Consider the following 13,298-nt stretch of genomic DNA (forward strand, 5'->3'; position numbering starts at 1 on the left):
GTGTATAAGAGACAGATCAAGCGGCAGATGTTCGGCCGCGCCAGCTTCGGCCTGCTCCGCAAACGGGTCCTCCTCGCCCGATGATCACCGGCGGGCCAGAAGAATCACAAGATCAGCGACAGATCAAGATCCGGCGATCCTGCACCAGATGCTGCTGCGGTACCGGTGGAGCCTGGCACCGGGCTACCGGATATCATTAGACCGTTTCCCGCTACCTGTTCCACGGGACGGGCTACCGGTCCAGCTGGAAAAGATTTCCTGACCACCTGACCGACCCTGTCACCCCTCGGGATTCACGTCGGAAAGAAGCGGTACCGCGGGTATTTGCGGCAGTCCGACCGGGCGCAGAAGGCTTCGTTGCCCCGGAGGAGCGCCGGAGACGATGACTTACTCCGCGACGTTCACTCCACCGGCGCGGTCGCGGGCCGGGTGTCTCACCTCATCACCCAAGGAAGTAAGGATATGCCGGCGATCAGCCGTTCGGGCATCATCCTCTTCGAGGACCCAGCGATCCACAGCAGCCACCGCAGCCTCCTGACAAAGGTTTTCACTCCCCGGAAGATGAACGCGCTGGAGCCGAAGATCCGCGAGTTCTGCGCACGCTGCCTCGATCCCCTCGTCGGCATCGACCGATTCGACTTCATCAAAGACCTGGGCGCGCAGATGCCCATGCGCACCATCGGCTACCTGTTGGGTATCCCCGAGACCGGGCAGGAGGCGATCCGGGACCGCCTCGACGAAGGCCTACGGCTGCGGGACGACGAGGATCGCGCCGCGCAGGCGGTGAACTTCGACTGGGAGGAGTTCGGGGACTACATCGACTGGCGGGTCGAGCACCCGTCCGAGCCCGTGCGTGTCTCGTAGCGTCCCGTAAGGCCCGGCGGCCAGCCCCGCTGCCCGCGTGGTGTCCCCGGCCCCGCCTCACCGGCATCGAAAGTCCGTTCCCGTGCGGCTGGGTCCGGCACCCTCCGCCGAGGACGGGGGGCCGATAGGGCAGCCCGGATCGCCACGGGACGAGGATCCAGTTCCTTGGGCGGAACGAGATCTTTCCAGGCGGCGGGTGCGCCTCCTGCCACCCCGGCCGGCGACTACAGCACGTCACCAGCAGTCGTCGGGTGCCCGGGCATCAGGGACGTGCGTTGGCTTCGGTCCTGGCGCGGAGGCCGGGCCGGGCGAGTGCGTGTCGGGAGAGCTTCGAGGGCCACCAGATCTTCGGACCGAGGTCATGGCTCAGTGCCGGCACGAGGACCGAGCGGACCAGAACCGTGTCCAGCAGCACCCCGAAGGCCACCGAGAAACCCAACTGGGCCAGGAAGACCAGCGGGAGGACGCCGAGTACGGCGAACGTCCCGGCGAGGACGATCCCGGCCGAGGTGATGACCCCGCCCGTGACCGCGAGGCCGCGCACGATGCCGCTACGGGTGCCGTGGATGAGGGTCTCCTCCCGGACCCTGGTCATCAGGAAGATGTTGTAGTCGATCCCCAGGGCGACGAGGAAGATGAACGCGAACAGCGGGAAGCCGGGATCCGCGTTGGCGAACCCGAAGACGTGGTTGAACACCACCGCGCTCACGCCCAGCGTCGCGGCGAACGAGAGCACCACCGTCGCGATCAGGAGGACCGGGGCGAGCAGTGCCCGCAGCAGGACGCCGAGCACAAGGAGGATGACGACCAGCACGATCGGGATGATCAGATTGCGGTCGTGGCGCGAGGCGTTCTGGGTGTCGAGATTGATCGCCGACTGGCCACCGACCAGGGCGTCCGCCCCGGGCACCTCCCGGACGACCCGTCGGATCTCAGTGATCGTGTTGTAAGCCTCGGCGGTGTCATAGCGGTAGACGATGGCGGCGTCGATGGCGATTCGACCGTCGACCGGGGCGACCTGGACCGACGCGGGTGCGCAGCCGTCGGGACCCCTCGCCGCCGGGCGCCCGCCGGACGCCGACCGGGCGGCGAGTTTGGGGTAGTCGACCTCCACGCAGACCGAGCCGGGAGCGGTGGCGACGCCGTCGACCTTCCGAACGGCGGCGATGACGTCCGCGGCGGCAGCGGTGTTGGTGATGATGACGGCCGGGGCGCCCTCCCCCTGGCTGAAGTTGGCGTCGAAGATCTCCTGGCCGACGATCGCCTCCGGCCGCCCCGTCAGGCTGTCCGTCGTCGACAGGCCGTCGACTTTCAGGGTGACGATCAGGGACGAGCAGGCCAGCAACACGACCGTCGTGACGATCCAGGCCCACCGGGCCCGGCGGACGAGGCCCCCGGCGAAGCGTGCCCAGAGACCGTGACCGGTGAGGTCGGCCTGGTGGTCGACGCGGGGAATGCGAGGCCAGAAGATCCAGCGTCCGGCGATCACCAGGAACACCGGCAGGAAGATCAGCATGATCAAGGCCGTACAGGCGATGCCGATCGCCGCTACCGGCCCGAGGCTGCGGGTGGAGTTCAGCTCACCGAGGATCAGGCAGAGCAGACCGAGGATCACCGTCGCCGCCGAGGCGATGATCGCCGGAGCGGCGCCCCGCCAGGCCGCAATCATCGCCTGGACCCGGCTGGGGTAGGTGTGCAACTCCTCCCGGTAGCGGCTCACCAGCAGCAGTGCGTAGTCGGTGCCGGCACCGATGACCAGCACCGACAGGATGCCCTGACTCTGCCCGTTGAGGGTGAGGACGTCGTTCTTGGCCAACGGGTAGATAATCAGCGCCGAGACGCCGAGCGCGAGCACCGCGCTGAACAGCGGGAAGAACCACAGCACCGGGCTGCGGTAAACGAACAGCAGGATGCCCACGACGACAAGGCCCGCGGCGAGCAGCAACAGCCCATCGATGCCGGAAAACGCCTCGATGAAGGCGACGAGCAGACCCCCGGCCCGGCCGGGTGCACGGCGAGACCGGCCGGTGCCCCGTCGCGGGCGACCGCGACGACAGCCTTCTCGACGTCGACGAGTTCATCACCCTTGACCTCCCGGCCGCCGTCCTGGGCGACGAGCGGCACGGCCACGGCGGCCACAGCGCCGTTGCGGGCAAACTGGGGCGGCCCGAGCTGACCGGCGTCCACCCCGTGGATCCCGGCGAAGGACCTCACGTCGGCGGTGATCTTAGCTTTGTCCTGCGCGGTCAGCCCGCCCTGGCGATCGTAGACGACGAAGCCGGGAATCGTCTGCACAGAGCGGAACTGCCGCGACGCGGTGTCGACCTTGGTCGACTCGGCCGAGTTCGGGAGGTAGGCGGCGTTGTCGTTCTTCTGGACCTCGCTGAGCTTGCCCTGGTAGGATCCGCCGACGCCGCCGAGCAGGAGCCAGCCGACAGCCAGGACCGCGAAGACGTAGACGATGCGTGGCCGGCGGGCGCGCGCCGGACGGCCACCGGAACCGGCGGGGCCGGAAGCAGAAGCGGGGCCGGAAGCGGAATCCGCCGGGGTACCGTTGCCGTCCCCGGGAGCGTTCCGCACCGCATCGGCCCCGGCGACGGCCGGCCCCGGCGGGAACTGTGCCGCTGGTGGTGCCGGCGCTGGCGGGGATGGTGCTGCCGGCGGGGTCTCCGCCCGTGCCGCCGACCCGCCGCCGCCCCCGACCTCGGACTCGTCCCCGCTGGTCATGCCCGTCTCCCCACGCCGAACGCACATCCTGTCCCAACGATGGCGATTCTGGCGCATGCCACCGACAGAGCCCGTCGGCCCCACCGGCCGACGGGCGAAGAACCGATGAAAACCTTCACGTCAGGGATGTGACCCGCAAGTCCGGGGTGTGACTCGGTGCGGCAAGCGGCTCGTGGTAACCGTCAGCCCGGACCGTCAGCCCCGGCGGCGGCCTGCGCAGCGAGCAGGGTGTTGCGCAGCAGCATCGCGATCGTCATCGGCCCCACCCCGCCCGGCACCGGGGTCAGTTTCCCGGCCACCTCGCGCACCGCCTCGAAATCCACGTCGCCCCGCAGGCCCTGCGGGGTCCGGTGCATGCCGACGTCGATGACGGTGGCGCCTGGCTTCACCGCGTGGACGCCGATGATCGCCTGTTTTCCCGCGGCGACGACGAGCACGTCGGCGCCGCGACAGACCGCCGCCAAGTCCCGCGTACGGGAGTGACAGATAGTTACAGTCGCATTACGTCCCACCAGCAGCTGTGCCACCGGACGACCGACCAGTTCGGAACGACCGACGACAACCGTGGGCGTACCGGACAACTCGACATCGTAGGAGTCCAGCAACTCGATGATTCCGGACGGTGTGCAGGGCCGCAGACCCGGCAGACCCCGGGCGAGCAGACCGACGCTGGCGGTGGTGAGCCCGTCAACGTCCTTCCCGGGTGGGATCCGGCCGACGAGCGCGGCCCCGTCCAAGCCTTCGGGCACCGGAAGCTGCAGCAGGATACCCGACACAGCCGGATCGGCGGCAAGATCGTCCAGGAGTGCCGCGACCTTCTCCTGGGAGGTGTCGGCCGGCAGGTGTTGATGCAGGTCGGCCATGCCGGCCTCGAGGCAGGCCCGACGCTTGCCGCCGACGTACACGGCGGACGCGGGGTCATCACCCACGAGCACGGTCGCGAGGCCGGGCTGGAGGCCGGTCCGGTCGCGGAACTCGGCGACCTCCCTGGCCACGTTCTCACGCACTCTGCGGGCGACGGCCTTGCCGTCGATGATCACTGCGCTCACTATCGGCCCTTCGCGTCACGGTCGTCAGATCATGCCCGGGTTCTACCCGGTCTCCGATCCGGGTCATGCCCGGGTCAGCCAGGCGTCCGGCGCGGTCTCCCCGGCCCCTGGCGCGGTCCCCCGGCGTCCGGCGGAGCCCGAGCGAGCACGCTACGCCAACAGAGCGCACAGGTGCCCAGTACCGTCATACCCACCACCGCGGGGAACCCTCGGGCGCGGGAAACGCCGACGGCGGCCACATTGTGGGGAGCAAGGCACGGTCCAGGGACCGCAGACCGTGCTCAGGTCCCCCAAATTCACCGGGCGACGGTCGGGCGACGACCGGGCGACGGTCGGGCGACGGCTAGCCGATGACCGGGCACAGCCGGTTGGCCGTCACCGGCGGGCCGCTGGAACTCCCGAATAGGCCACGGCGGCCAGCCAGAGACGAACCTCACGCGGGGTACACAGGCGAACGACCCGGTGTCCGGCGTGGTGTTCGGCGATGCTGTCGGCGAGACGGTTGCGGCTGGTACTCGGATATCTCCACAGCCAGGTGAGAAAAGCGAGGTCGAGCCGTTCCGGGCAGCCCGCGGCGAGGTCGGGACGGTTCCGTCCGTGCCACCGTGCCCAGCGTCGCAGTACTCGTGGGATGGTGATCCGCCGCGACAGGTCCAGGAACACGATGAGGTCGGCGGCGGGAATGCGCAGGTCCAGCGTGCCGCCGTAGTTCCCGTCCATCACCCATGCGGGCTCGGCGACGAGGTCGGCGACGACGGACCGCCATTGCGCCGTGGGTGTCTCGACCCATCCCGGTTGCCAGAAGTACCGGTCGAGATGCACGAGCGGCAGTCCGGTCTGGCGCGCGAGCTCGCGCGCCAGGGTGCTCTTGCCCGCCCCGCCGCTGCCGACGACGAGGATCCGCCGGGCGTCAGAGGGCATCGCTGCCGGCGCGGAGTCACGGCTCGTCCCGAGCGCATTCACCCGGTCAGTGTCCCACCGGTGCACCCGGCCTGGTGGTGAAACATCGTGCTTCGTCCCGACCCGACCGCCACCGCCCACCCGACCGCCACCGCCGAGCCGAGGGGGTGAGCCGCCGACGGCGCCAGCGTGTCGTTGATTGACGACGGTAGATCATGTTGCAATCCTCCGGCCTCGGAGAGTTGGCATTGCGTGATGGCTCCACGAACTCCTCCAGCCGGTCGACCGACGTCGGCCGATAACCGTCGATGGCTGACCGTGGCAGCCGGCCAGAGGAGATCATTTCACGATGAACGATCGAAGGACATTCATCCGTGCCGCCACGGTGGCCACGACTCTCGTGCCCTGGTCGCTCGGCTACCTCGGCTCCGCCACCGCGGCGGACGCGGCCACCGCGGCACCGTCCTCCCCACCTGCGCCCGCCCGACCCGCCGTCGTGGACATTCCATCCCCGACCGGGGCCTCCGGTCTCCTCACCGGCGGCAACACCGCAGGCCTTCTCGCGGGCTACTGGCAGACCTCACCATCCGAGCTCAGTGGGTTCGTCTACCGCGGCGGTACGGTGCACGGCCTGCCGGGGAACAGCCGGCCGGCCGCGGTGAGCGAGGCCGGCGTGGTCGTCGGCGAGAACATCACGCGTTACAGCCGGGAAGCGTTCCGCTGGAACCGTGGCATCTATCAGTCGCTAGGATTCCTCGGCGGCACCCCCACCCAGAGCGGGCGGTCCAGTACCGCGGTCGACGTCAGCGACACCGGATTCATCGTGGGGACCAGCACCACCAATACGGGCGAGCAGCACGCCTACCGATGGTCAAACGGCACGATGACGGATCTGGGCACACTTGGCGGACCATTGAGTTCCGCCGTGGCCGTCACGGTGCAGGGAAGGGTGGCGGGTAACAGCCTCACCCGGGAGGGCGCCAGCCACGGGTTCCTCTGGTCAGCCGGCACGATGTCGGATCTCGGGACTCTCGGCGGTTCCTCGACCGTCGTCGCCGACGTGAACAACGCCAGGCAGGTCGTGGGGACCAGCGAGACCTCGGACGGCTATTCCCGCGCGTTCCTGTGGGACCGCGGCCGCATGACCGATCTCGGGACCCTCGGCAGTGACCTGCACAGCGAGGCGGTCGCCGTGAACAGTCTCGGTCAGGTGCTGGTGCGCAGCCTCGGATCGTCAGATGGCGGGTTCCTGTGGATCGCGGGCCGCCGCATCCCGATCACCTCACCGCTCGGCCCGCTGGAGCTTCTCGACCTCAATGATCATGGTGTGGTGTGCGGGACGGCGCCCTCGGGTCAAGGCAGCCACGCGTTCCGCTGGTACCGCGGCCGGCTGACCGATCTGGCCACCCTCGGAGGACCGGTGAGCGCGGGCAACGCCGTCACCCCGAACAACGTCGTGCTCGGTTCCGCGACCACCACGGACTCCCCGTTCCCCCAGGCGGCATTCTGGCCGAACACCGGCTCCTGACGTTCTCAGCGGCCCGTCACAATGGCTTCTCGGTGGCGAGGGGCTTCTCGGTGACGAGGCCGCCGTCGACGTGCAGCCGGCGAGTCACGGCGACCGTGTCGAGCATGCGCCGATCATGGGTGACGAGCAGCAGGGTGCCCGCATAGCCGGCCAGCGCCTGTTCGAGCTGATCGATCGCCGGAAGGTCGAGGTGGTTGGTGGGTTCGTCGAGCACCAGGCAGTTCACGCCGACCGCCTGCAGCAGCGCGAGCCCCGCCCGGGTGCGTTCTCCCGGCGACAGGGACGCCGCCGGCCGAGTGACCTGATCCGGGCCGAGACCGAACTTCGCGAACAGGGTGCGCACCTCGCCCGCCGGCCAGCTGGTCGCCCGCTCGGCGACGGCCAGCGCCGTAGCCTCACCCCGGAACAGGCCGCGGGCCTGGTCGATCTCGCCGAGCCGCACGCCGGACCCGAGTGCCTGGTGCCCCCGGGCCAGGAGGATGCGGCCGAGCAGCGCACCCAGCATGGTCGTCTTGCCCCCGCCGTTCGGCCCGGTGATCACCACCCGGTCCGCCCACGCGATCGTCAGGTCGACCGGCCCCAGAGTGAAGCCCGATCGGGCCACCACCGCGCCGGTCAACGTCGCGACGACATCGCCCGACCGGGGCGCGGCGGCGATCGACATGCGCAGCTGCCATTCCTTGCGAGGCTCCTCGACCTCCGCCAACCGGTCGAGGCGGGACTCGATGGACCGGACCCTGGCCGCGCTCTTCGTCGCCGCCTCGATCCGGGCTCCCTTGGCGGCCCGGTCACCGTCGGGCATCCGCCGCTTCGCCCGCACCGAACCCCGCACCGCCTGCTCCCGCTGGCGTTGCGCCTGGGCGACGAGATCGGCCCGCTGGCCGGCGTACTCCTCGTACCGCTCCCGGGCCTGACGCCGCGCGACCTCGCGGGCCTGCAGGTACGCCGTCCATCCGCCGGCGAAGAGGGTGAGGCCGTGCCGGTGCGGATCGAGTTCGGCGACGGTGTCGATGGTGCGGTCGAGGAACTCGCGGTCGTGGCTGACGACGACCAGCGCCCCGGGCACGCCTTGGACGAACCGCTCGAGCCGTTCCAGCCCGTCGAAGTCGAGGTCGTTGGTGGGCTCGTCGAGCAGGGTGATGTCGAACCGGGACAGCAGGACGCCGGCCAGCGATCCCCGGGCGGCCTGCCCGCCGGACAACGCCGTCGTCGGGCTGTCGAGCGCGCCCGCGGGCAGACCGAGATCGGCGCACACCTCCTCGGCGCGGGCGTCGAGGTCGGCCGCGCCGATCGCCAGCCACCGCTCCAGGGCGACGCTGTAGCGGTCGTCGACCCCAGACGTGCCAGGGACCCCAGACGTGCCCAGGGCCAACGCCTCGGTCGCGGCGTCGAGCTCGGCCTGCGCCGCGGCGACGCCGGTGCGACGGGCGAGGAAGGCCCGCAGGGTCTCCCCGGGGTCGCGGTCGGGTTCCTGGGGGAGCAGGCCGACGTTGGCGGTCGGCGGCGCGAGATCCACCCGGCCCGCGTCGAGCGCCACCTGCCCGGCGAGGGCACGCAACAACGTCGACTTGCCGACGCCGTTGGGCCCCACCACGCCGAGACGGTCGCCGGGCGCGACGGTGAGGGAGACGCCGTCGAGGACGGTCGCCCCACCGCGGGTGACGGTGAGACCGGACGCGACGAGGGTGGCGGACATCTGACCAGTCTGGCGCATGGACGGCGCATCGCGTCCCGCCCCCTGGGGCCGCATCCATCCGGTGGGACCCTACGGTGAGTCCGTACGCTGGGTCCGTGCGGCTGACCGGCGCCGAGGCCCGCATCGTCCGGGCGGGCGAACCCGGACACGCCGCTGCCATCGAACTGCTCATCACCCGATATGACCAGTACCAGGCCGCCCCGCCCGCCGGGCCGGCGATTATCGTGACGGTGGCCCGCTGGTCAGGGTGGGCCTTCTCGACGTAGCCGGCTGTTGACATCGCCGGCCCTCGATACCACCGGCCGTCGACATCGCCGTCAGTGCGGGCCGGTTCCGGTCGTGCCCGGCGCCCGCGGGCGGTCCCAGCCGGGCGGCAGGGTAGCCGGTGTGCGCCAGGACGGGTCCGGCTGGAAGTCGCACCAGGTGCCGTCGAACGGGAACGCCCCCGTCTCGACGAGCCGCAGCAGCCGCTCGCCCTCGGCCCGCACCGCCGCCGCGTCGGTGACCCAGTAGTGCTCGGGAAACGCGAGCCGTTCCGCGAGCTCGTGCTCATCCTTCCACTACCAGGTCCGGTCCGGGGAGACCCACAGGTCGAGGTCGTGGTCGGTCGTGTCCACCCCGACGAGTCCGTCGTGGCGCCAGGCCACGGCAGGTGCCTCGAGATTGATGTACCAACGGGCGCACCGCCCCTGCCGGTCCCAGAACCACCACACCGAGTGCGCACCCGCCGGCGGGATCATCATAAGGATGTTCGGCCCAGGCCAAGCCCTCTCCACCAGCACCGTGGATTGGCGGATCCATTCGGCGAACGGCATGTCGCGCAGGCCGCGACCGTCCGTGCTCAGCTCGACGGCCATCGGGCAGCCGTGCGGGATCCACAGCCGCAGCCCGCGCTCATCGTGGCCGACCACGTGACCCGCGCGGACGAAGACGAGCCGCTTGGTGGTGAACGACCGGTGCACGACCACTTCGCCCGGGACGAATTCTCCTGGAACGAATTCGCCCGGGACGAACGGACCCGCCGGTGCGGCGCCCGAACCGAGCGGTGGCGATGCCTGGGGACCAGCTTGGGGACCAGCCTGGGAACCGGGATCATACGCCACGGGGCTTTCCAGCTTCGTCACCGTCCGACTGTACGGTGCCGTCCTGCCCCGGCGGGCCCCCACCACAACCCCACGACAGACGGGATGGGACGCTCATGACGGTCGATTCCGCCGTCGATCAACCGCCGGCACCGGCCAGCAACTCCCGGACGACAGGCACCATCGGATGCTCCGTCCCCCAGACCCTGAGCAGATCGGCGAGCAGCGCCGAGAGGGTCTCGGCGGCCGACGCCCGATGGCCGGCGCCGAGCTGCAACAGCCCGATCTGCCGTCGCAGCTCGAAGACCTGGGCGTCGTCCGCACCGAACACCCTGATCTCGTCCTCCAGCAGCCCACGAAGCTGTTCGAGCGCCTGGCCGGTCTCACCGATCAGGGCCCGGCAGGTCGCCTCCCGCAGGCGGCAGCGCAGAACCCGCTCGCTGTCCGGAGCGTCCCGGTGGACAAGATCGACGAGAAGCGTGCGGTAGCCGTCCACGGCGCGGCGGAAGTCGCCGCCCTCGAACAGGTGGTCCGCCAGATCGAGACGGAGCGCGAGCACGTCCGCGCTGTCGTGGCCAAGGGCACGACCAGCCCGGTCCACCGCCGCCGCCAGCACACCGGCGGCCTGACTGTAGCGGGAGGCCCGGGCCAACGTCCGAGCTTCGTCCCGGGCACGACGAAGATCAGACCGCCTGATCCCGCCATCGGGCTCCCCGGGCGGCTCAGCAGTGGATCTCCGGGTGGAGGGGGCAGTGTTCGAGGCCGCCCCGCGCGGTACCACCCGGGCCGCGACCGCCGCGTACAGCCGTACCGGGTTGTCCGCGGCGTCGTCGACGGCCCCGGGAAGCGGGCCGAGGCCCACCACGGATCCGATCAACGCCGCGTACACCTTCTCCACGCTGCACGGGCGATCCTCCGGCGCCTTGCGCAGCATCGCGGCGACCAGCTCGTCGAGGCCGCCCGGCACGTCGGCGCGCAGCGACCGCACCCGCGCCGGGACCTCCTCGACCTGCTTGTTCATCACCGTGTAGGACGACGAACCGGCGAACAGCCGCTGACCGGTCAACATCTCGAACAGCGTAGCACCCAGCGCGTAGATGTCGGTGGCCGGCGTGCTCAGGCCGGCAAGCACCTGCTCGGGCGCCATGTAGGCGGGGCTGCCGAGGTGCTGGCCGGTCACCGTGATCTTCGACAGGTTGGTCCGGTCAAGCGCGACGGCGAGCCCGAAGTCCAGCACCTTCACAGTGCCGTCCGGCTCCAGCATCAGGTTCGCCGGTTTGAGGTCGCGGTGCACGAGCGACGCCCGGTGCGCCACCGCGAGCACCGAGGCCACCTGGGCGGCGATCGCGGCGGCCCAGCCGACGGGCAGCGCGCCCTGCTCGGCGACAAGATCCGCCACGCTGAGGCCGTGCACCCGCTGCATGACCAGGTAGGGACGCCCCTCGTGGGTACCCGCGTCGTACACCGCCGGCACCCCCGGATGCAACAGGCGGGCGGTGATGCGGGACTCCCGGATGAACCGGCGGATCAGCTCCTGGTCCGGCTGGCCGTCGGGAAAACGGACGAACTTGACCGCGATCTCCCGGTCGAGTTTCACATCCCGGCCGACCCAGACCTCACCCATTCCGCCTTTGGCCAATGGAACAGCCTCGAGCTCATACCGCCTATCGATCATCCACCGCGCGGCCACCGCGCCCCCGCCCCTTCCCGCCCGATCCCCGGGAACACTACCCCCACCCGGAAACGGCATCGGCCAGGGCATTGTCGGCCGGCCACAGCATTGTCGGGTTGCTGATCCCGGCTGCACCGCGCCGCCTTCACCGTCACCAGGACAAGGCTTCGGCCGGACCCGCGCACCGGGCAGGGGCGTCATTACATGGGACCTGTCGCCCCGCCCCGCAGGCTTCCGTCGGCGATTCCGAGATGACCGAGCCGGACGATGGTCTCGGCCAGTTCCACCGCGTCGCGCAGCGACTTCTCGACCATCGTGAGGCGATGGAAGTCGAGCCCCGGGGAACGCTGTTCGGCCAGCGGGAGAACCGGTATCCGGACCCGCCGCAGACCGGCCGGCGGCGACGATCCACCCGAGCGGCCGGCGGCCTGGGCGTCCGCACCGCCACCGGATCGCCCGTGCGCCGGATGGCCGGCCGGCCGCAGGATCCCGGCCAGGAAGTACGGATCGAGCCGGTCGGGATCGCCCCGCAGGAGCACCACCCGCGGCCCGAGAACGGCACCCGCGTCCTCGACGACCCGGGCCATGGTCTCCCCCGGCGCCGTCACACAGACGACGTCGCCGGGCCGGAGAACGAGCATTCCGGCCAGTTCCTCCGTCCGGCCCGACGGGCCCCGCCCATGCCGGACGTCGCCCGCGGTGAGCAGCGGCAGGTCACCGACCCCGGCCCTGGTCTGCAACGGGGCCATCAGGACCGTCAACGATCCGGCTTTCGCCAACTCACCGATCGTGACACTCGGCGAAGCCAGCCGGTCCGCCGGTCCGGATCCCCTCGGTGGGGTCAGGAGGGGAACCGCCGAGGACAACGAGGCCACCATCGCCAGGAAATCCTCCCGGACGGCAGGGAACTCACCGACAGCAGGGAACTCACCGACAGCGGTTCTTTCCGGAGGATGGTCGATGTAGCGTCGCGGGCTCACGTCGACCTCGTCGTCGAGGAGGTCCGCAACGCACATCCGCCGGAATCCCGCCGGCAGATCGGCGGTGCCGCCGCCGAACCCGCCGGCGGCGACGAACAACGCCCAGGCCGCTTCGACGACGGCGATCTCACCGTGCGCCAGGCCCAGCAGTACCTGAGCGGACGTCGCCCCGGGCCCGCCGGAACCGGCATCGGGGCCGGCACCGCGGCGGAGCACCCACAGATCCGGGGCCGATCCCGTCGGGAACAGCCCGGGCGGCAGCCCCAGCACGGCGCGCAGTTCCCCGGCACGCAGCAGGTTCGCCCTGATGCGGCGCCCGGCCCGGCGCGACGCGGCGGCCGCCGGCATGATGACCAGCACCGGCGCGCCGTCCCGGGCGTGCGCCAGGCAGTACTGCACCCAGGCCAGCTCGGGTTCCCCCCGCGGTGGAACACCGTGGCGCCACCACGGCGCGCCGAGCAGCTCGTCGTAGCCCCAGGATAGCTGCCCGAACGGCGGGGCGCACAGGACCGCGTCGGCCCGTTCCCCGGCGAAGGCGCCGGGGAGCAGCGAGTCGCCCGCGACGATCCGCGCGTCACCACCCCGCAGCAGCAGTCCGACGGCGCTCACCCGCGCCATCGTCGGGTTGACGTCCTGGCCGAGCAGGCGGCCCGCCCCCGCGGCCCGGGCCGCCTCCAGCAGCCCGCCGATCCCGCAGGCCGGGTCGAGCACCGTGGCGGCCCCCGCCCGGCCGCGCAGGCCGGCGAGGGTCACCATCAGCTCCCCGACCGCCCGCGGAGGCTCCGCCACCTGCCGGGAGC

Annotated in this window: 9 protein-coding genes and 2 pseudogenes; 3 read left to right on the forward strand and 8 right to left on the reverse strand. The window is 70.9% G+C overall.

Features of this window, described 5'->3' with window-relative positions; all coding sequences use genetic code 11:
* Positions 1-483 precede the first annotated feature (483 nt).
* Positions 484-846 (forward strand): annotated as a pseudogene (locus AC08OQ_RS10845) (cytochrome P450); the annotation flags it as partial.
* 280 nt (positions 847-1,126) lie between these two features.
* Here the strand turns inward: AC08OQ_RS10845 and AC08OQ_RS10850 are convergent.
* The 3 genes and pseudogenes from AC08OQ_RS10850 to AC08OQ_RS10860 form a co-directional block, all read right to left on the reverse strand.
* Positions 1,127-3,591 (reverse strand): annotated as a pseudogene (locus tag AC08OQ_RS10850) (MMPL family transporter).
* A 182-nt stretch (positions 3,592-3,773) separates the two neighbouring features.
* Positions 3,774-4,640 (reverse strand): bifunctional methylenetetrahydrofolate dehydrogenase/methenyltetrahydrofolate cyclohydrolase FolD, encoded by an 867-nt coding sequence (gene folD / locus AC08OQ_RS10855; protein ID WP_462187447.1) that lies wholly within the window; start codon positions 4,638-4,640, stop codon positions 3,774-3,776.
* A 375-nt stretch (positions 4,641-5,015) separates the two neighbouring features.
* Positions 5,016-5,603, reverse strand: coding sequence for a P-loop NTPase family protein (locus AC08OQ_RS10860; RefSeq protein ID WP_476599738.1), 588 nt, complete (start codon positions 5,601-5,603; stop codon positions 5,016-5,018).
* A 286-nt stretch (positions 5,604-5,889) separates the two neighbouring features.
* Here AC08OQ_RS10860 and AC08OQ_RS10865 point away from each other — a divergent pair, with 286 nt between their 5' ends.
* Positions 5,890-7,068, forward strand: a complete 1,179-nt coding sequence (locus AC08OQ_RS10865; protein ID WP_476599740.1) for an HAF repeat-containing protein — start codon at positions 5,890-5,892, stop codon at positions 7,066-7,068.
* A 16-nt stretch (positions 7,069-7,084) separates the two neighbouring features.
* On the opposite strand, the gene AC08OQ_RS10870 is transcribed toward AC08OQ_RS10865, so the two are convergent.
* Positions 7,085-8,764 carry an ABC-F family ATP-binding cassette domain-containing protein gene (locus AC08OQ_RS10870; RefSeq protein WP_476599756.1) on the reverse strand — a complete coding sequence of 560 codons (1,680 nt, stop codon included), beginning with the start codon at positions 8,762-8,764 and terminating at the stop codon, positions 7,085-7,087.
* A 74-nt stretch (positions 8,765-8,838) separates the two neighbouring features.
* On the opposite strand from AC08OQ_RS10870, the gene AC08OQ_RS10875 reads away from it, so the two are divergent.
* Positions 8,839-9,030 carry a PNPOx family protein gene (locus AC08OQ_RS10875; protein ID WP_476599742.1) on the forward strand — a complete coding sequence of 64 codons (192 nt, stop codon included), beginning with the start codon at positions 8,839-8,841 and terminating at the stop codon, positions 9,028-9,030.
* Between the two features lie 51 nt (positions 9,031-9,081).
* On the opposite strand, the gene AC08OQ_RS10880 is transcribed toward AC08OQ_RS10875, so the two are convergent.
* The 4 genes from AC08OQ_RS10880 to AC08OQ_RS10895 form a co-directional block, all read right to left on the reverse strand.
* A complete protein-coding gene (locus tag AC08OQ_RS10880) occupies positions 9,082-9,252 on the reverse strand; it encodes a hypothetical protein (RefSeq protein WP_476599744.1) in 171 nt (56 codons plus the stop codon).
* A 72-nt stretch (positions 9,253-9,324) separates the two neighbouring features.
* Positions 9,325-9,888 (reverse strand): ribonuclease FAU-1 family protein, encoded by a 564-nt coding sequence (locus AC08OQ_RS10885; protein WP_476604599.1) that lies wholly within the window; start codon positions 9,886-9,888, stop codon positions 9,325-9,327.
* A gap of 97 nt (positions 9,889-9,985) precedes the next feature.
* Entirely contained in the window at positions 9,986-11,485 is a 1,500-nt protein-coding gene (locus tag AC08OQ_RS10890) for a serine/threonine-protein kinase (protein WP_476612022.1), read from the reverse strand.
* 233 nt (positions 11,486-11,718) lie between these two features.
* On the reverse strand, positions 11,719-13,298 hold a 1,580-nt coding region (locus tag AC08OQ_RS10895; RefSeq protein ID WP_476612023.1), incomplete at its 5' end, for an HsdM family class I SAM-dependent methyltransferase.

It is taken from the genome of Frankia sp. CcCS3, from assembly GCF_977927575.1.